Below are 16,582 nucleotides of genomic sequence, written 5' to 3'. Positions count from 1 at the left end.
ACGTCCGGGTGCGTATTCTTTTTGGAGGGTCGACATATCGCCATCGAAAGCAAGCCGAACCGCCGGAACCACGAGATCCGTGTCCCGCGTGTTCGCGTCATCGGTCCGGAAGGTGAGCAGGTCGGCATCCTGAGCCGCGACGAGGCATTGTCGATGGCGCAGGACGCGGGGCTCGATCTCGTCGAAATCCAGCCCAACGGCGATCCGCCGGTGTGCCGCATCATGGATTTCGGCAAGTTCAAGTTCGAGGCGCAGAAGAAGGCGCACGCGGCCAAGAAGAAGCAGAAGCAGGTCGAGATCAAGGAACTCAAGTTCCGTCCGGTGACCGACGTCGGCGACTACCAGATCAAGATGCGCAACCTGCGCCGCTTCCTGGAAGAGGGCGACAAGGTCAAGATCACGATCCGGTTCCGCGGCCGCGAGATGTCGCACCAGGAACTGGGACGGGCGATGGTCGACAAGATCACCGCCGAGATTGCCGAGGAAGCGGTGATCGAGCAGTTTCCACGCATGGAAGGGCGCCTCATGGTGATGATGATCGCGCCGAAGAAGAAGCAGTAATCAGGAGCCGATCCGCGTTGGCGGATCACACAAGCCGGTTCGAGCAGGATGGAAAGCGTGGCCCCGGCCACCGCTCGCGCCAGTCACGAAAACCACTGAAGGGAAATGTCATGCCAAAGATGAAGACCAACCGGGCCGCCGCCAAGCGGTTCCGCAAGACCGCCTCCGGCAAGTTCAAGTGCGGTCACGCGTTCAAGAGCCACATCCTTACCAAGAAGGCGACCAAGCGCAAACGCGGTTTGCGCGCCACCAACCACGTGCGCAAGGAAGACGCCGGTCGCGTCGCCCGCATGATGCCCTACGCGTAAGGAGAACCAGACATGGCACGAGTCAAGCGTGGCGTCATCGCCCACCGTCGACACAAGAAGATCCTCGGCAAGGCCAAGGGTTACTACAACGCGCGGCGCAAGGTATTCCGCGTCGCCAAGCAGGCGGTTACCAAGGCGCACCAGTACGCCTACATCGGCCGCAAGCAGAAGAAGCGCAACTTCCGCAGCCTGTGGATCGTGCGCATCAACGCCGGGGCGCGCCAGTTCGGCCTGTCCTACAGCCGCTTCATCAACGGCCTGCTCAAGGCCGGCATCACGCTCGACCGCAAGGTGCTCGCGGACATCGCAGTCCACGACATCGCTGCGTTCGGTGCGCTGGCCGACAAGGCCAAGGCAGCTCTCGGCGGCAAGGCGGCTTCCTGAGCGATCACGCGCGCGCAACGCCGCATTGCGGCGTTGCGCTGGGCGGAAGAAGGGAAGGGCGCGCGTCCTTCCCTTTTTTATTGGTGCGGCGCGGCCGTCGCCTCGGCGGGCGCAACGGGAACTGGACATGAGCGACATCGAACAACTCACTGCCACCGCGTTGGCCGATATTGCCGCCGCCGGCAGCAGCGGCGTGCTGGAACAACTGCGCGTGGCCGTGCTTGGCAAGTCGGGCACGCTCACCGCGCAGCTCAAGCAGCTCGGCGCACTCGATCCGCAGCAGCGCAAGGAGCGCGGTGCGCAGGTCAACGCAGCCAAGGAGCACATCGGCGCGGCGCTGGCTGCGCGCAAGCTCGAACTGGAGCGGGCCGAAACGGCTGCGCGACTCGTCGCCGAGCGCATCGACGTGACGCTGCCGGGGCGCGACGGCACGCGCGGTGGCCTGCACCCGCTCACGCGCACGCTCGAGCGCATCTGCGGCATCTTCGCGCGATTGGGCTATGACGTGGCCGATGGTCCCGAGATCGAGGACGACTGGCACAACTTCGAGGCGCTCAACTTTCCACCCGACCATCCGGCGCGCACGATGCACGACACGTTTTGGTTCGGCGACGGGCGGCTGTTGCGCACGCACACCTCGCCGGTGCAGATCCGTGCCGCCAAGGGACGCACGCCGCCGATCCGCATCATCGCGCCGGGCAAGGTCTACCGCAGCGATTCGGACCAGACCCACTCGCCGATGTTCCACCAGGTCGAGGGGCTGCTGATCGACGAAACTTCGACCATGGCCGATCTCAAGGGCACGCTGCGCGAGTTCCTGCGCGCGTTCTTCGATCGCGATTTCCACATGCGTTTCAAGCCGACGTTCTTTCCGTTCGTCGAGCCCGGCGCCGACGTGATCATCCGCTGGGACCTGCCCGACGGTGGTTCGCGCTGGCTCGAGGTGCTCGGCTGCGGCATGGTGCACCCGGCGGTGCTGCGCAATTGCGGCATCGATCCGCAGCGCTACAGCGGTTTCGCTTTCGGCATGGGCGTGGAACGGCTGGCCATGCTGCGCTATGGCGTGGCCGACCTGCGCGCGTTCTTCGAGAACGACGTGCGGTTCCTGCGGCAGTTTGCCTGAGGCCGCGACGGAGCGGGGGCGACGGATTCGCGCTCCCGGACCACGGCCCTGACACGAACGAAGTGAGCAACCAATGAAGATCTCGGAAAACTGGCTGCGTTCCCGGGTGCCGCTCACGGTCGATTCGGCCACTCTCTGCGAGCGGCTGGACATGATCGGCCACGAAGTGGAGAGCGTCGAACGGATCGGCGATGGCCTTGCCGGCGTGGTCGTTGCGCAGATCGTCGCCTGCGCCCGGCACCCGCAGGCCGATCGCCTGCAGGTGTGCGATGTCGACGCCGGTGGGGCGCGCCTGCAGATCGTGTGCGGCGCTCCCAATGCGCGCGCGGGGCTCAAGGCGCCGCTGGCAATGGTCGGCGCGCGACTTGGCACGCTGACGATCAAGGCGGCCAAGCTGCGTGGCGTGGAATCGGCCGGCATGTTGTGTTCGGCGAGCGAGTTGGGTCTCGATGCCGACGCTGCGGGGCTGCTCGAACTGGCCGACGATGCGCCAGTCGGCATGGAACTCGCACAGTACCTGGGCCTGCCCGACGCCAGCATCGACCTCGGCCTCACCCCGAACCGCGCCGACTGCCTGTCGCTGGAGGGCCTTGCCATCGACGTGGCGGCGGCGTTCAACCTGCCCTGTGCGCCACTCGCCATCGACGCCGTGCCGGTGCAGGGCTCGCGCACGATCGAGGTCGAGCTGCAGGCGCCGGCCGACTGCCCGCGCTACTGCGGACGTCACATCGACGGCATCGATCTGGCGGCGCAATCGCCGGCGTGGCTCGTCGCGCGCCTGCGCCGTGCCGGCCTGCGGCCGATCAGCCTGCTGGTCGACGTGACCAACTATGTGATGCTCGAACTGGGCCAGCCGCTGCACGCCTTCGATGCCGACACGCTGCATGGCCCGATCGGGGTGCGTCGCGCGCGCGAGGGCGAGACGCTCAAGCTGCTCGACGAGCGTGAACTGCGCCTGGATGGCAGCTTCCTGCTCATCACCGATGCCGACCGGGCGGTGGCACTGGCCGGTCTCATGGGTGGATTCGATACGCGGGTCACTGCCGGTACGCGCAGCGTGTTCCTCGAAGCCGCACACTTCGCGCCGGCCGCGCTCGCCGGGCGCGCACGCAGCCTGGGCATGCACACCGACGCGGCGCACCGCTTCGAGCGTGGTGTCGATCCCGAGTTGCCACGCCGCGCGCTCGAACGCGCGAGCGCCCTCATCATCGCCTGCGCCGGCGGCAACGCCGGGCCGATCGTCGAGGCGGTCAGCACCGCGCACCTGCCGCAACGTGGCGCGGTGTCGCTGCGCCGTGCCCGCATCGAGCGTCTGCTCGGCATCACGGTCGCCGACGCCGAGGTCGAGCGCATCTTTGCCGCCCTCGACATGCGCTGCGAGCGCAGCGGCGACGGCTGGCACGTCACGCCGCCGAGCCGGCGCTTCGACATCGTGATCGAGGAGGACCTGGTCGAGGAAGTCGCGCGCATCCACGGCTACGAGCACATCCCCGATCGCGCGCCGGGTGGCGCGCTGGCGACGCCGGCGCTGCGCGAGGATCGCGTCGCGCTGGCTGCGCTGCGCGACCAGCTCGTCGGGCGCGACTATTTCGAGGCGATCACCTACGCCTTTCTCGCTTCCGGGCAACTGGCGCACTGGCAGCTCGACAGCGGCGCGCTGGCGCTGACGAATCCGCTGTCGGCCGACCTGGCCGTGATGCGACCGAGCCTGCTGCCGGGGCTGGCGGCGGCGCTGGCCGGCAACCGGCGCCGCCAGCAGCAGCGCGTGCGGCTGTTCGAAACCGGCAACGTGTTCGCCGCCGACGGCAGCGAAACGCTGCGCATCGCCGGCATCGTCTGCGGCACGGCGGCGCCCGAGCAGTGGGGCGATGCGCCGCGCGCGGTCGATTTCTTCGACCTCAAGGGCGATGTCGAGGCCTTGCTGGCGCTCACCAACGCCGGCGCCGAGTTCGCTTGGGTGCCAGCTGCGGCGCCGTGGGCGCATCCGGGCCAATGCGCGGCCATCGAGCGCGCGGGGCAGGTCGTGGGTCATCTTGCTGCACTGCACCCAGATCTCGGCGCGGCGCTCGATCTGGCGGAACCGGTGTTCGCGTTCGAACTCGACGTCGAGCCGCTCAGCCGCCGTGCGGTGCCACGCGCGCAGGGTCTGTCGCGCTTTCCGTCGGTGCGCCGCGACCTGTCGCTCGAACTGCCGGTCGAGGTGCCGTTTGCGGCCGTGGCGCGTGCAATCCGTGACGCAGTTGGCGAAACGCTCGCCGATGTCGTACTGTTCGATCGCTACATGGGGGACAAGCTCGGCAGTGGGCTCAAGAGCCTCGCCATCGGCTTGATTTTGCAGGACCGTTCCCGCACGCTTACCGATGAGGACGCAGACCGCTGCACGGGCCTCGCGGTTGCCGCACTCGAGTCGGCGTGCCGGGCAAAGTTGCGAGGGTAGTGATGGCGCTTACGAAGGCTGAAATGGCCGAACGCTTGTTCACCGACGTGGGCTTGAACAAGCGCGAAGCCAAGGAGTTCGTCGACGCTTTCTTCGACGTGTTGCGTGATGCGCTCGAGCAAGGGGAGCAGGTGAAGCTGTCCGGTTTCGGCAACTTCGACCTGCGTCAGAAGAATCAGCGTCCGGGACGCAACCCAAAGACCGGTGTCGAGATCCCGATCTCGGCGCGACGGGTCGTAACGTTCCGTCCGGGGCAGAAACTGAAGGTCCGGGTCGAGGCATATGCTGGATCAGGGCAGCAATAGCGAACTGCCGGTCATCCCGGCCAAACGCTATTTCACCATTGGTGAGGTCAGCGAGCTGTGCGCGGTCAAACCGCACGTGCTGCGCTACTGGGAACAGGAGTTTCCCAACCTCAAGCCGGTGAAGCGGCGTGGCAATCGGCGCTATTACCAGCGCCACGACGTGCTGATGATCCGGCAGATCCGCTCGTTGCTGTACGAGCAGGGTTTCACGATCACCGGCGCGCGCCAGCGCCTGGAAGGTGCGCAGGCGCGCGTGGAGTCGTCCATGTCGGCGCAGATCGTGCGCCAGGTGCGGCTGGAGTTGGAAGAAGTGCTGCAGCTCCTGCGGCGCTGAACCCGCCACGGCGGCCACCACGTGGCCGGTATCGCCTGCCAACCTGATACAATCCGCCTCACGGTACCCATGTCGGGGTATAGCGCAGCCTGGTAGCGCACTTGTCTGGGGGACAAGTGGTCGTCGGTTCAAATCCGGCTACCCCGACCAACTCATCGCCCACCATCGTCCAACGTGGTCCAATGAACCCCGCGAAATGCGGGGTTTTTGTTGCTGCTTGCCCGCTGTCCCCGTGCAGTCGCACGCACTGTCCACGGACGAAGCATGCGCGGCCTTGGCGTCGAACGTGCGTACCGGCGAGAAGGGTCGCAACAGTGATTCGGCCTACGAGCGCAACAAGATGCGCGCCGAGCTGAACTGCCGGTAGGTCAGGAGGCCTGGGGCTAGCAAGGCAAGGAGACCAACGGCAACATCACCTGTACACGTCCCCGCACCAACTTCCGGCCAAGGGTATTCCTTCGTTCGGTACCCTTGGAATGTCGCCCGTATCGGAGCCATCACATGACCGACCGCCGCACGCTGTATCCCGAGATCGAACCGTTCGACAGCGGATTCCTGTCCGTCTCGCCGCTGCATCGCGTGTACTACGAGCGGTGCGGCAAGCCCGATGGCAAGCCGGTTGTGTTCCTGCATGGCGGGCCCGGCGCAGGCTGCAACGCGAAGTCGCGGCGCTTCTTCGATCCGGCCCACTACCGCATCGTGCTGTTCGACCAGCGCGGTTGCGGGCGCTCCACCCCACACGCCGAGCTGACCGACAACACGACTTGGCACCTCGTGCAGGACATCGAGCTGCTGCGCAGCCACCTCGGCATCGAGCGCTGGCAGGTATTCGGCGGGTCGTGGGGCTCGACACTGGCGCTCGCCTACGCGCAGAGCCATCCCGAGCGCGTCACCGAACTCGTGCTGCGCGGCATCTTCATGCTGCGGCGCTGGGAGCTGGAATGGTTCTACCAGCGCGGTTGCGACGCACTGTTTCCCGACGTGTGGGAGCAGTATCTGGCCGCCATTCCGGCCGCCGAACACGGCGATCTCATGAGCGCCTACCACCGGCGGCTGACCAGCGCCGACCCGCAGGTGCGTCTGGCGGCTGCGCGTGCCTGGGCAGTCTGGGAAGGTGCGACGAGCTTCCTGCTGCAGGACGAGGCCCACATCGCATCGAGTGGCGAGGATGACTTCGCGCTTGCGTTCGCGCGCATCGAAAACCACTTCTTCGTCAACGGCGGCTTCTTCGAAGTGGACGGGCAGCTGCTGCGCGACGTGGCGCGCATTCGCCGCATCCCCGCCGTGATCGTGCAGGGCCGCTACGACGTGGTGTGCCCGCTGCGCAGTGCCTGGGACCTGCACCGCGCCTGGCCCGAGGCGGATCTGCGCATCGTGGCCGACGCCGGCCACTCGGCCTTCGAACCCGGCATCACGCACGAGCTCATCGCGGCCACCGACCGCTTCCGCTGAGACGCGACGCGCATGCGCAGCCGTCGAGGCTGCGCATGGCGGACCGGCTGTGCGCCGTGTCTGCTTTCAGTGCGCGGGCGCCGCGGCGGCGTGATCGCCGCGCAGGCAGGTGCTCATGAAGGTCTTGCGGTCGGCACCCTTGAGGTGCTTGCTGCTGGCTTCGGCGTTGCAGGTGGTCATCTTCTCCTGCTGGGTTTCCTTGGCCGGTGCCGCCGCCGTCTCGCCCTTGAGGCAGGAGCTCATGAAGGCCTTGCGCTCGGCGCCGGTCTTGCCGGCCGCTTCCTTGTTGCAGGTCGTCATGCGCTGCTGTTGCGGGGTGAGCGTCTTGCCGGCGTCCTTGGCGACCGCCGTCAACGAACCAACCGACAGCGCCAGCACCAGCGCGAACATCGATGTCTTGAGAAGCATGGGGAACGTCCCTCCGGTGGGGTCAGCCGTTGCCGGCTGGCAACGACGCGCGCAGTCTACGCCGCTGCCAAGCGGGCAGCGGCGACCGGAAACCGATGTTCACGCGGCTCGTTGCGACCGATTCAGGCAGTCGCCGACCCATGCCCGATCAGGCCGCCTCGGCCTGCTGCTTGCGCGGGCCTTCGAGCAGGGCGCGGCGCACACCCTCGACGAGCAGGTCGACTTCGGCCGAGCTGACCGCGAAATGCGGGGTGAAGCGCAGCGAATTGGCGCCGCCGTGGATCACGCCATAACCGTGCTCGCGCAGCCATTCCTCGGTGCTGCCGGCACCGAAGCACTTGAACTGCGGCGCGAGCTCGCACGAGAACAGCAGACCGGTGCCCTGCACCTTGGTGATGTAGCTGGGCAGCTCCGCCCGCAGCGCATCGAGCTTGGCGACGAACTCGGCGCCGCGCGCACGAATGTTGTCGCGCAGTTCGGGCGTGAGTGCCTTGAGCACGCTGAGCGCGACGTCGAGCGCGCGCGGGTTGGTGGTCATCGTGTTGCCGTAGATGCCGCGGTGGTAGAGCGCGGCGGCATGCTCGCTCACGGCCAGCACCGACAGCGGATACTGCCCCGCGTTGAGCGCCTTGGAATAGGTTTCCATGTCCGGCGCGTCGAGTTTCTCGAAACCGGGGTAATCGACGATCGACAACACGCCATGGGCACGCAGACCGGCCTGGATCGAGTCGATCAGCAGCAGGCTGCCGTGCGCGCGCGTGAGCTCGCGCGCGGCGGCATAGAACTCGGGCGTCACGCCGCGGCCGGGATCGCCTTCGCCCATGACCGGCTCGATGAACATCGCCTCGATGAACCAGCCGTTCCTGTCGGCATCGGCAAAGGCTTGCCGCAACTGGGCGACGTTGTAGGGCTCGACCGTGATGACGCTGTGCTCATCGCGATAGCTGGCCAGTTCCTTCTGGTAGGCCTTGCGCGAGGAGTCCGAATACAGCGCCGGCCGTTCGGTGCGGCCATGGAACGCGCCCTTGATGGCCAGGCGCTTGATCGTGCGGCCGGCGTGGCGCGCGCCCGGATCGGTCATCAGCTTGGCGTTGACGTCGACGATGCGCGCAGCCAGCGTGACCGATTCGGAACCCGAGTTGAGGCACATGAACTGCGTGTAGGGGCAGCCGCCGCGGCTGTGGCCGATTTCCTTCTTCATCGCGGCGCCGAAGCGCAGCTGCGACAGGTTCGGCGTCATCACGTTGGCCATCACCTGCGGGCGCGACAGCACCTTGAGGATTTCCTTGGGCGCGTGGCCGAGCCCGAGCATGCCGTAACCGCCCGCGTCATAGACCACGGCGCCCTTGACCGTGACCAGCCACGGGCCGTGCGCCGCCAGTGCGACGTAGGGATTGACGCCGTCGGTCGGATAGAAATTGACGAAATCCTGCTGCACCTGCGCGATCTGGCTCGCCTCATCCAGATGCAGGAAGTCGGACATGCACGAGCGCAGCGCGAGGTGGGCGGCATAGGCCTCATCGATCGCCTCGCCGAGCGCGGCATCGGTGGCGAGGAAGTGCTCGATGACCGCGTCGGGCAGGCCGACCGTGCGCACCTCGCCTTCATCGAAGGTCCTCATCTCGATCAATTTGGCCAGCATTGCGTTCATCGGTAGGTCTCCTCAAAAACACGTCGTGCCCGCCCCGTTCGGGAAGCGAGCACGGCGTCTTAGGTATTGATTTGCAAGTGAATACGCGAGTCGAATTGTAGCACGCGCGCCGGCCAGCCGGTACCCCGTCGCGGATGACAGGCGTCACCCGCGATCGCTGACGCGCGTGCCTGCCGGCGCGGCGCCATCGCCTGCACAGTGGCGCCGTCATCCACTGCACGGTCCATGCGCATGCCTGTTCCCATCGCCCCGGTGCTCGCCTACCACGCGGCCTCGAAGCGGTACGGCGCCGCCACCGCGCTCGATCAGTTCGATCTGGCCCTGCGTCCGGCCGAACTGTTTGCGCTGCTCGGCCCCAATGGCGCCGGCAAGACCACCGCGCTCGCGCTCGGACTCGGGCTGGCCGATCCCGATGCAGGCAGCGTTCAGCTGTTCGGCCAGTCGCCGCATGCGCTCGCGGCGCGCCGCCAGGTCGGCATCATGCTGCAGGACGCCGGACTGCCCGATACGCTCAAGGTCAGCGAGTTGCTGGCGCAGACGCGTGCCGCCTACACGCAGCCGCTCGCGGTCGACGAGTGCGCGCGCACGGCCGGCATCGAATCGCTGCTGTCGCGCCGCTACGGCCGCCTGTCGGGTGGCGAGCAGCGGCGCGTGCAGTTCGCGCTCGCGATCTGCGGCAGGCCGAACCTGCTGTTCCTCGATGAGCCGACCGTTGGACTCGACGTCGAGGCACGCGGGCTGCTGTGGCAGGCCATACGCACGCTGCGCGCCGCTGGTTGCTCGATCATCCTCACCACCCACTACCTTGAGGAAGCCGAGGCGCTGGCCGATCGCGTCGGCGTGCTCGTGCAGGGCCGCCTCGTTGCCTGCGGCAGCGTGGCGCAGATCCGTGCCCGCGTCAGCCAGAAGCGCATCCGCTGCACGAGTGTGCTCGCAGCCGAGACGATCGCGGCCTGGCCGCAGGTCGCCAGCGCGAGCCGTGCCGGCCACTACATCGAGATCGTCACCGCCGCCGCCGAACCGGTCGTGCGCGAACTGCTCGCGCTCGACGCCACCGTCGCCGAACTGGAAGTGCATCGCGCCGGGCTTGCCGAAGCATTCGTCGAGATCACGCGCGCCGCCGCCTGAACACGAGCACTGGGAGCACAGTCCATGTCCACCGCCATCGCCGTACCGGCCCTCGCCTCGTCCACGCCAGTGCCGCGCCTGCTGCGCTGCTATGCGCTGGAGGCGCGGCACGAATTCCTGCGCCTGCTGCGCACCCCGATGTTCGCGTTGCCCACCTTGCTGTTTCCGGCCATGTTCTACGTGCTGTTTGCCTCGCTCACCAACGGTTCGGCCAGCGGCCCGATCAACCCGGCCGTATACATGCTGGCCGGCTACACCGTGTTTGGCGTGATGGCGCCGGGCATGTTCGGCTTTGGCGTGGCGGTGGCGACTGATCGCGACAGCGGCTGGCTGCGGTGGCGACGCGCGTCTCCCATGCCGCCGGCGGCGTATCTGGCGGCCAAGCTCGTCATGGCCATGCTGTTCGCCGCGCTCGTGTACGCGACGATGGCAGCGGCCGCGGTCATCGTCGGTGGCGTACGCATGGCATGGTCGGCCTGGGGCGCGCTGGCGCTGGTGGCGAGCCTGGGCGTGGTGCCGTTCTGCGCGATCGGCCTGTTCGTTGGCAGTCTCTGCCGGGCCCAGGCGGCCCCGGCCATCGTCAACCTCATCTATCTGCCGATGGCCTTCCTGTCGGGCCTGTGGTTGCCGCTCATGCTGCTGCCGGCATTGCTGCGCGAGGCTGCGCCGGTGTGGCCGTCCTACCACCTCGCGCAACTGGCCTATGCCGCCACGGCACAGCCGCATGCGGGTTCGCTGCTCGGCCATGTCGCCGTGCTCGCCGGCATGACGGCGCTGTTCCTGCTGCTGGCCTGGCGGCGCCTGGCGCGCGCCTGAACTACCGTCATCGTCATCTACCCGAAGAACCCCGCGATGCAGTCTTTCCTGTCGCGCGCACTGGTGACGGTCGGTGCCATGCCGGACGCCGGCGCTCCGGCATTCACCTCTGTCGCCCGGCCGCAGCATGATCGGGACACCGCACGCGGCCGCGGTGCGACCGCCGATCCGGGCGCGCGCCAGCCGCCTTCCCGAACCACGCCGCACGTGGCCCTGTGCATGCCGAACCGGACATGTTCACCGACTGGCACATGCTCGCCGCGGCCCGGCGCGGCGCTTGGGTCGCGCCGACCGCGCTCGCATCGCGCTGGGCAGGCGTGCCGCCTTCGTGCGCGCCGACAGCGATCCCACGTGCGACACCACCGCCACGCGCGACCCGCGAGGTGTGGAAGAATGGTTGCGCGATCGCGCGCGCCCCGGCGGCCGGCGTGCCGGCGGTAGCGCGATGAACAGGCATGGGCACGATCCTCGGAGCAGGCCGTCATGAACCACTCCCCCGCACCATCGTCCGCAGCGCCCGCCGCCGCCGAACACGATCGCATCGCGTTGTGGAGCCTGCTCTATGCGGGCTTCCTGTTCGTCAATTGGGAGGTCGCGCCGCTCGTGCGGTGGCTGCCGCCGACGCTGCTCACGCTCGCCGTGTTCGTGCCGGTCTACGTTCACGTGGTGCGACGGGCGCGCGGTCGGGGCGCACTGCCCGCGGCCGCGCTGTTCGCGCTGCTGACCTATGTACTGCTGCCGTTCAACGTCTCGGCCAACACCTACCTCATCTACGCGGCCGCGCTGCTGCCGCTTGGCGGCATGCGGCCGCGCTGGTCGCTGCTCGCGATCGGCGGCGCCATCGCGCTGCTCGGTGTCGAGGCGGTGTGGTTGGGCTGGCCCACGCGCTACGCGGTCCTCGTCACCGCGATCTCGGCGATCATCGCCTGCGCGGTCTACCTCGCCAACCATTTCGCGCACGAGAAGGCGCTGCGCCAGGCCGAACTCAAGCTCAGCCACGATGAAGTGCGCCGACTCGCCGCGCTGGCCGAGCGCGAGCGCATCGGGCGCGACCTTCACGACCTGCTTGGCCATACGTTGTCGCTGATCACGCTCAAGTCCGAGCTCGCCAACCGCCTGCTCGAGCGCGATCCGCAGGCCGCTCGGCACGAAATGGTCGAGGTCGAGCGCGTGGCACGTGATGCGCTGGCCCAGGTACGGCGCGCCGTCAGCGGCATCCGCGCCGCCGGCATCGCCGCCGAACTGGCCGCGGCGCGGCTGCTGCTCGAAACCGGCGACGTGGCGCTCGACTATCACCTGGACGAAGTCGCCATGCCGCCGGCGATCGAGACCGCGCTCGCGCTCGTCGTGCGCGAGGCCGTCACCAACATCCAGCGCCACGCCCATGCGAGTCGGGCGCGGGTCACGCTGGCGGTCCTCGACCGCGCCGTGGAACTGCGCATTGCCGACGACGGGCGGGGCGGCATCGGCGCCGCAGGGAACGGCTTGGCCGGCATGCAGGAGCGCCTGCAGACGCTCGGTGGCACCCTGGTGATCGAATCGCCGCGCGGCGGTGGCAGTGTCCTCGTGGCGCGCGTGCCGCTGCCACCGCAGGCCAGCCACGGCAGCGCAGGGCAGGCCGTGGCACACGTCGCGCCGCTACACTGACGTTTCGCGGGCAATCGACGGATCGGAACGAGGGCAATCCAGGTGGCGATGCGGGTCTTGTTGGCCGAGGACCAGGCGATGGTGCGCGGGGCGCTGTCGGCGCTGCTGGGCCTGGAGAGTGACATCGAAGTCATCGGCAGTGCCGCCGATGGCGAGGAAGCCTGGCGTCTGCTGCAGGCGCTCAAACCCGACCTGCTCGTCACCGACATCGAGATGCCGGGCCTGTCGGGGCTCGAACTGGCGCAGCGCGTACAGCGCCACGAATTGCCCTGCAAGGTGGTGATCGTGACCACGTTTGCGCGCGGTGGCTTCCTGCGCCGCGCGCTCGAGGCCGGCGTGGCCGGTTACTTGCTCAAGGACGCACCGGCCAGCCAGCTCGCCGAGGCGCTGCGCAGCGTGCATCGCGGTGGCCGCGCGATCGATCCGCAACTGGCGATCGAAGCCTGGTCGGAAGCCGATCCGCTCAGCGAGCGCGAGCGTCAGGTGCTGCGCCTGGCCGGCGAGGGCATGAGCGCCGGTGACATCGCGCAGCGGCTCAACCTGTCGCACGGCACCGTGCGCAACTACCTGTCCGAGGCGATCAGCAAGCTCGGCGTGAGCAACCGCATCGAGGCCTGGCGCCTCGCGCGGCAGAAGGGCTGGCTGTAGCGCCGCCGCGTCAGTCGGGCGGCGGCGCTTCGCGCGCTGCCCGCGCCAGCGTGCGCCGCGTCCATTCCGGCCACAGTCGCCGCGCGGTCGCGAGCGGCAGGGTGCCATCACCGAACATGCCGCGCAGGATTCCGCGGTGGGTCGGCAGCAGGCCCAGCCGCGCCGCGACGTGGATCGCGAGCGCGACGATGAGCGCCCACGCCGCGTAGATGTGCGTGCGGATCGCCACGATGAACATCCAGCGCGGCCAGTCGGGCGTCACGTACAGGTACACGCCGCTCGAGGTATGGGAATTTCAAACGGCCTTTTCGGACAGTCTGGCGGCCAGGCTGCCGTCGTGCAGCACCGGTTCTGGCACCGAAGCCGGAGGCCCACGCGGTGGGCGACGTCGCTCGCGGAGAGGTCAATGCGATGGGTGAAGTGGTCGCAAACCGCGCGCCGTGGATCGCCTCGACCTTGAGGCTGTGGTTGCAGCGTGCCATCGCCGCGTTGTCGCCGCCGTTGACTGCGCTTGCCGCAGATTTTCCGAAGACTGTTTTCTGGGTGATTCAACGATGAAGCCAATCCCAACCGCCGCCCTCGTGCTGGCCGCCGGCCTCGTGTCCGGCGGCGCCCGGGGCCGACGCCGTACCGCCCGCGCACGTGGCCGCCTGCGGCCTGGAATTAGATCTTCCCGCGGGCTACAAGATCACCCGCCGCAAGCGTGACGGCAGCCCCAAGGACGGCGCCTCCTGCGCCTTCGACATCGTCCAGGCCCGGTCCGCGGCGCCCCTGCGCGGCGAATGCAAGGACAACGAAGACGGCGGCCAGCCGCCCTACAACGTGTGCGACTGGATGATCGACGCCGGCCCCGCCACGCCGAGCGTGCGGGTGGTGCGCGCGCCACCGGGCGGCAGGCCCTTGCTGGATGCCTTCGTGCGCGGCGACGATGACCTGTGGCACGTCGTCAACGCGCAGGCCGGCGACCAGCCCGCCAAGCCCTTCGACTTTCATGGCAAGCCTGCATGGAAGGGCGAAACCATCATGCGCGGCGACCGGTACCGCCAGCGCGTCAAGCACTTCAACGGCATCTACGCAGGCTCCCTCGGCGGTGATGTGACCCTGGTGCAGTTCGCGCCCGATCTGCCGGCAAGCGCCTTGCGGCGCCTACTTGGTGGTGTAACCGCCGTTGATCAGAATGGTCTGGCCCGTGACCCACCAGCCATCGCTGACCAGGTGGCGGATGAAGGGCACCACGTCCTCGATATCGGTCAACCCCGTCTTGCTGAAGGGCGAGAGCGCGGCGGCGCTCTTGTGGTAGGCCTGGGCGTCGGCGCTTTCCTGGCCATAGAAGAACGGCGTGTCCATGGGTCCCGGGCCCACGGCCGTGACCGAGATACCGCGCGCACCCAGCTCCTTGGCGGCTGCGCGCGTGTAATGCTCCACCGGCGCCTTGGTGCCCGCATACGAGGCATAGAACGGCGTGAACGCCCCCAGCAAGGACGTGACCAGGGTGCAGATCTTGCCGTTGTCATTCACGTGTTTACCGGCCTCCTTCAGAAAGAAGAAGGCGCTCTTGTTGTTGACCGCGTCCATCTCGTCGAACTCGGTCTCGCTGATGTCGGCCATGGGCTTCTTGAGCACCTTGCCCACGGTGTTGATGGCGATGTCCGGTCGGCCCACGGCGGTCACGCAATCGGCGAACAGCCTTTCCATCGCTGCGGCCGTGGTCAGGTTGCCCTGCAGCGCCACGGCCTTGGCGCCAAGCTTTTGCACGGCCGCCACGGTGGCATCGGCATCGGCCTTGGATGCTGCGCTGTTGTAGTGGATGGCGACGGCCTTGGCGCCATGCTGCGCCAGGTCGCGCGCCAGCAGGCCGCCGAGGTTCTTGGCGCCGCCGGCGATCAACACGACCTTGCCTTGAATGCTGTGCTGGGACATGGGGGACTCCTTCATGCAGATGAACGACAGTCAATCACTCTATTTGCCAACAAAGCGCAAATAAATATCGAATCAACGGCTTTACTATCCAAGAATTACAAACAAAGAACGCCCATGGACCGCATCGAGCAACTTCACATCTTTGCCCGCGTGGCGCACAGCGGCAGCTTTACCCAGGCGGCCGACCAGCTGGGCCTGCCGCGGGCCACGGTGTCGCTGGCCGTGCAGCAGCTCGAATCGCGCCTCGGCACGCGGCTGCTGGCGCGCACCACGCGCCGCGTGGCGCTCACCCAGGACGGCCAGGCCCTGCTCGAACGTGCCCAGGCGCTCGTGGCCGACATGCAGGAACTGGAGCAACAGTTCCGTCCCCAGGGCGGCGCGCTCAGCGGGCGCCTGCGTGTGGACATGCCCAGCCGCATCGCGCGGCGCCTGGTGGCGCCGGCGCTGCCTGGCTTCTTTGCGCTGCATCCCGGCGTGGAGGTGGAGCTGGGCAGCAGTGACCGGGCGGTTGATCTGGTGCAGGAGGGCGTTGACCTGGCGCTGCGCGTGGGCACGCCACCCGCCAGCAGCCTGGTGGCGCGGCCCCTGGGACAGCTGCGCATGGTCAACTGCGCCAGTCCGGACTATCTGGCGCGCTGCGGCACGCCGCGGTCGCCGCAGGATCTGGCACGGCACCAGGCCGTCAACTACGCCTCGCCCACCAGTGGGCGGGTCGAGCCCTGGGAATGGCAGCAGGCCGGGCAGGTACACACCCTGGTCTTGCCCGGCAGCGTGGCGGTGAACAACGCGGAAACCTATATCGCCTGCTGCCTCGCGGGCCTCGGACTGATCCAGGTACCGGCCTTCGACGTGCGTGAGCACCTGCAGAGCGCAGAACTCGTCGAGGTGCTGCCAGACTGGCCCGCGCCCGCCATGCCCATGCAGCTGCTGTACCCGCACCGGCGCCACCTGTCGCGGCGGCTGCAGGTTTTCAGCCAGTGGCTTGCAGAAGTGCTCGCTCCCTGCTGGGAGGCAGGCGATCCATCGCGGGGGCTGGGGTGATCAGCTGTTGCGGCGCATCTGCGCAAATGCCGCAAACTCCCAACTGCGCATGGCCAGCGGTAGGGTGTCGCCCTCGCGCTCCTGCTCGGGCAGGCGCCGCTCGGCCAGGTGCTGCTGGGCAGCGTCCCCGGCCACGCGCTGCGAGCGCTCGAGCCGGGACGGAGCCAGGCTGCGGACGATGGAGCCTTGAGGCATAGGAATTTCAGATGGCCTTTTCGGGCAGTCTGGTGGGTAGGCGGTGGTCGTGCAGCACCGGTTATGGCACCGAAGCCGGACGCCCACCCGGTGGCTTTCGGCAGCTCGCCGCCGCTCATTGGCGTCATCCCTGGCGGCGCTGACCGATGCTCAACAAGGAGCAGAAACCACAGCCAAGCATCGGCCGTGAGACGATCGGTGCGGTGCAGTACACGGAGTTCGGT

General features: G+C 68.0%; 20 protein-coding genes and 1 tRNA gene. 15 read left to right on the top strand and 6 right to left on the bottom strand.

What is annotated here, in order from left to right:
* Positions 1 to 21 precede the first annotated feature (21 nt).
* From infC to pip, 9 genes are all read left to right on the top strand, one after another.
* Positions 22 to 561 (top strand): translation initiation factor IF-3, encoded by a 540-nt coding sequence (gene infC, locus KF903_RS02330; RefSeq protein WP_291210502.1) that lies wholly within the window; start codon positions 22 to 24, stop codon positions 559 to 561.
* A 110-nt stretch (positions 562 to 671) separates the two neighbouring features.
* A complete protein-coding gene (gene rpmI / locus KF903_RS02325) occupies positions 672 to 869 on the top strand; it encodes a 50S ribosomal protein L35 (protein WP_192030206.1) in 198 nt (65 codons plus the stop codon).
* 12 nt (positions 870 to 881) lie between these two features.
* Positions 882 to 1,253 carry a 50S ribosomal protein L20 gene (rplT, locus tag KF903_RS02320; protein WP_291210494.1) on the top strand — a complete coding sequence of 124 codons (372 nt, stop codon included), beginning with the start codon at positions 882 to 884 and terminating at the stop codon, positions 1,251 to 1,253.
* Between the two features lie 127 nt (positions 1,254 to 1,380).
* Positions 1,381 to 2,376, top strand: coding sequence for a phenylalanine--tRNA ligase subunit alpha (pheS, locus tag KF903_RS02315; RefSeq protein ID WP_291210491.1), 996 nt, complete (start codon positions 1,381 to 1,383; stop codon positions 2,374 to 2,376).
* A 73-nt stretch (positions 2,377 to 2,449) separates the two neighbouring features.
* Positions 2,450 to 4,813, top strand: a complete 2,364-nt coding sequence (gene pheT / locus KF903_RS02310; RefSeq protein WP_291210489.1) for a phenylalanine--tRNA ligase subunit beta — start codon at positions 2,450 to 2,452, stop codon at positions 4,811 to 4,813.
* 2 nt (positions 4,814 to 4,815) lie between these two features.
* Positions 4,816 to 5,118 carry an integration host factor subunit alpha gene (locus KF903_RS02305; RefSeq protein ID WP_291210486.1) on the top strand — a complete coding sequence of 101 codons (303 nt, stop codon included), beginning with the start codon at positions 4,816 to 4,818 and terminating at the stop codon, positions 5,116 to 5,118.
* Entirely contained in the window at positions 5,096 to 5,452 is a 357-nt protein-coding gene (locus KF903_RS02300) for a MerR family transcriptional regulator (protein ID WP_291210483.1), read from the top strand. The genes KF903_RS02305 and KF903_RS02300 overlap by 23 nt, the downstream gene beginning before the upstream one ends.
* Positions 5,453 to 5,525: 73 nt before the next feature.
* Positions 5,526 to 5,602 (top strand) — tRNA-Pro (locus KF903_RS02295).
* A gap of 351 nt (positions 5,603 to 5,953) precedes the next feature.
* Positions 5,954 to 6,904: a prolyl aminopeptidase gene (gene pip / locus KF903_RS02290; protein WP_291210480.1), complete on the top strand. Its 951-nt coding sequence runs from the start codon at positions 5,954 to 5,956 to the stop codon at positions 6,902 to 6,904.
* A 66-nt stretch (positions 6,905 to 6,970) separates the two neighbouring features.
* Here the strand turns inward: pip and KF903_RS02285 are convergent, their stop codons facing one another.
* A complete protein-coding gene (locus tag KF903_RS02285) occupies positions 6,971 to 7,312 on the bottom strand; it encodes a PsiF family protein (protein WP_291210478.1) in 342 nt (113 codons plus the stop codon).
* Between the two features lie 148 nt (positions 7,313 to 7,460).
* Complete coding sequence (locus KF903_RS02280) at positions 7,461 to 8,963, bottom strand: aminotransferase class III-fold pyridoxal phosphate-dependent enzyme (protein ID WP_291210476.1); 1,503 nt, start codon at positions 8,961 to 8,963, stop codon at positions 7,461 to 7,463.
* 231 nt (positions 8,964 to 9,194) lie between these two features.
* On the opposite strand from KF903_RS02280, the gene KF903_RS02275 reads away from it, so the two are divergent.
* The 4 genes from KF903_RS02275 to KF903_RS02260 all read left to right on the top strand — a co-directional run bounded on the left by KF903_RS02275 (position 9,195) and on the right by KF903_RS02260 (position 13,202).
* Positions 9,195 to 10,091 (top strand): ABC transporter ATP-binding protein, encoded by an 897-nt coding sequence (locus KF903_RS02275; RefSeq protein ID WP_291210474.1) that lies wholly within the window; start codon positions 9,195 to 9,197, stop codon positions 10,089 to 10,091.
* Between the two features lie 24 nt (positions 10,092 to 10,115).
* Positions 10,116 to 10,907: an ABC transporter permease gene (locus KF903_RS02270; protein ID WP_291210471.1), complete on the top strand. Its 792-nt coding sequence runs from the start codon at positions 10,116 to 10,118 to the stop codon at positions 10,905 to 10,907.
* 483 nt (positions 10,908 to 11,390) lie between these two features.
* Positions 11,391 to 12,554 (top strand): sensor histidine kinase, encoded by a 1,164-nt coding sequence (locus KF903_RS02265; protein WP_291210469.1) that lies wholly within the window; start codon positions 11,391 to 11,393, stop codon positions 12,552 to 12,554.
* A 48-nt stretch (positions 12,555 to 12,602) separates the two neighbouring features.
* A complete protein-coding gene (locus KF903_RS02260) occupies positions 12,603 to 13,202 on the top strand; it encodes a response regulator transcription factor (RefSeq protein ID WP_291210467.1) in 600 nt (199 codons plus the stop codon).
* Between the two features lie 10 nt (positions 13,203 to 13,212).
* On the opposite strand, the gene KF903_RS02255 is transcribed toward KF903_RS02260, so the two are convergent.
* Positions 13,213 to 13,476, bottom strand: a complete 264-nt coding sequence (locus tag KF903_RS02255) for a hypothetical protein (protein WP_291210464.1) — start codon at positions 13,474 to 13,476, stop codon at positions 13,213 to 13,215.
* A 137-nt stretch (positions 13,477 to 13,613) separates the two neighbouring features.
* Here KF903_RS02255 and KF903_RS02250 point away from each other — a divergent pair, with 137 nt between their 5' ends.
* Complete coding sequence (locus KF903_RS02250; protein WP_291210461.1) at positions 13,614 to 13,760, top strand: hypothetical protein; 147 nt, start codon at positions 13,614 to 13,616, stop codon at positions 13,758 to 13,760.
* Positions 13,761 to 13,865: 105 nt separating this feature from the next.
* Here KF903_RS02250 and KF903_RS02245 read toward each other — a convergent pair whose 3' ends face one another.
* Together KF903_RS02245 and KF903_RS02240 are read right to left on the bottom strand one after the other, a co-directional pair.
* On the bottom strand, positions 13,866 to 14,195 hold the full coding sequence (locus KF903_RS02245) for a hypothetical protein (RefSeq protein WP_291210460.1): 330 nt from the start codon (positions 14,193 to 14,195) through the stop codon (positions 13,866 to 13,868).
* Between the two features lie 153 nt (positions 14,196 to 14,348).
* Positions 14,349 to 15,122: an SDR family oxidoreductase gene (locus KF903_RS02240; protein ID WP_291210457.1), complete on the bottom strand. Its 774-nt coding sequence runs from the start codon at positions 15,120 to 15,122 to the stop codon at positions 14,349 to 14,351.
* A gap of 114 nt (positions 15,123 to 15,236) precedes the next feature.
* On the opposite strand from KF903_RS02240, the gene KF903_RS02235 reads away from it, so the two are divergent.
* Positions 15,237 to 16,163 (top strand): LysR family transcriptional regulator, encoded by a 927-nt coding sequence (locus KF903_RS02235; protein ID WP_291210455.1) that lies wholly within the window; start codon positions 15,237 to 15,239, stop codon positions 16,161 to 16,163.
* On the opposite strand, the gene KF903_RS02230 is transcribed toward KF903_RS02235, so the two are convergent.
* Positions 16,164 to 16,358 carry a hypothetical protein gene (locus KF903_RS02230; RefSeq protein ID WP_291210453.1) on the bottom strand — a complete coding sequence of 65 codons (195 nt, stop codon included), beginning with the start codon at positions 16,356 to 16,358 and terminating at the stop codon, positions 16,164 to 16,166.
* Positions 16,359 to 16,582: the final 224 nt, after the last annotated feature.

The sequence above is a fragment of the Dokdonella sp. genome (assembly GCF_019634845.1).
In the GTDB taxonomy this organism is placed as follows: Bacteria; Pseudomonadota; Gammaproteobacteria; order Xanthomonadales; family Rhodanobacteraceae; genus Dokdonella_A.
The sequence above is the reverse complement of the archived record's forward strand: the minus strand, read 5'-3'. Positions and strand labels throughout refer to the sequence as shown.

Bases quoted from the DNA above. Each gene is read 5' to 3' on its own strand.
- KF903_RS02300 (WP_291210483.1), top strand. From the start codon at position 5,096: ATGCTGGATCAGGGCAGCAATAGCGAACTGCCGGTCATCCCGGCCAAA.
- KF903_RS02235 (WP_291210455.1), top strand. From the start codon at position 15,237: ATGGACCGCATCGAGCAACTTCACATCTTTGCCCGCGTGGCGCACAGC.
- rplT (WP_291210494.1), top strand. From the start codon at position 882: ATGGCACGAGTCAAGCGTGGCGTCATCGCCCACCGTCGACACAAGAAG.
- KF903_RS02245 (WP_291210460.1), bottom strand. From the start codon at position 14,195: ATGAAAGTCGAAGGGCTTGGCGGGCTGGTCGCCGGCCTGCGCGTTGAC.
- KF903_RS02240 (WP_291210457.1), bottom strand. From the start codon at position 15,122: ATGTCCCAGCACAGCATTCAAGGCAAGGTCGTGTTGATCGCCGGCGGC.
- KF903_RS02285 (WP_291210478.1), bottom strand. From the start codon at position 7,312: ATGCTTCTCAAGACATCGATGTTCGCGCTGGTGCTGGCGCTGTCGGTT.
- KF903_RS02230 (WP_291210453.1), bottom strand. From the start codon at position 16,358: ATGCCTCAAGGCTCCATCGTCCGCAGCCTGGCTCCGTCCCGGCTCGAG.
- KF903_RS02265 (WP_291210469.1), top strand. From the start codon at position 11,391: ATGAACCACTCCCCCGCACCATCGTCCGCAGCGCCCGCCGCCGCCGAA.
- KF903_RS02270 (WP_291210471.1), top strand. From the start codon at position 10,116: ATGTCCACCGCCATCGCCGTACCGGCCCTCGCCTCGTCCACGCCAGTG.
- rpmI (WP_192030206.1), top strand. From the start codon at position 672: ATGCCAAAGATGAAGACCAACCGGGCCGCCGCCAAGCGGTTCCGCAAG.
- KF903_RS02305 (WP_291210486.1), top strand. From the start codon at position 4,816: ATGGCGCTTACGAAGGCTGAAATGGCCGAACGCTTGTTCACCGACGTG.
- pheS (WP_291210491.1), top strand. From the start codon at position 1,381: ATGAGCGACATCGAACAACTCACTGCCACCGCGTTGGCCGATATTGCC.
- KF903_RS02275 (WP_291210474.1), top strand. From the start codon at position 9,195: ATGCCTGTTCCCATCGCCCCGGTGCTCGCCTACCACGCGGCCTCGAAG.
- pip (WP_291210480.1), top strand. From the start codon at position 5,954: ATGACCGACCGCCGCACGCTGTATCCCGAGATCGAACCGTTCGACAGC.
- KF903_RS02250 (WP_291210461.1), top strand. From the start codon at position 13,614: ATGGGTGAAGTGGTCGCAAACCGCGCGCCGTGGATCGCCTCGACCTTG.
- KF903_RS02260 (WP_291210467.1), top strand. From the start codon at position 12,603: ATGCGGGTCTTGTTGGCCGAGGACCAGGCGATGGTGCGCGGGGCGCTG.
- KF903_RS02280 (WP_291210476.1), bottom strand. From the start codon at position 8,963: ATGAACGCAATGCTGGCCAAATTGATCGAGATGAGGACCTTCGATGAA.
- pheT (WP_291210489.1), top strand. From the start codon at position 2,450: ATGAAGATCTCGGAAAACTGGCTGCGTTCCCGGGTGCCGCTCACGGTC.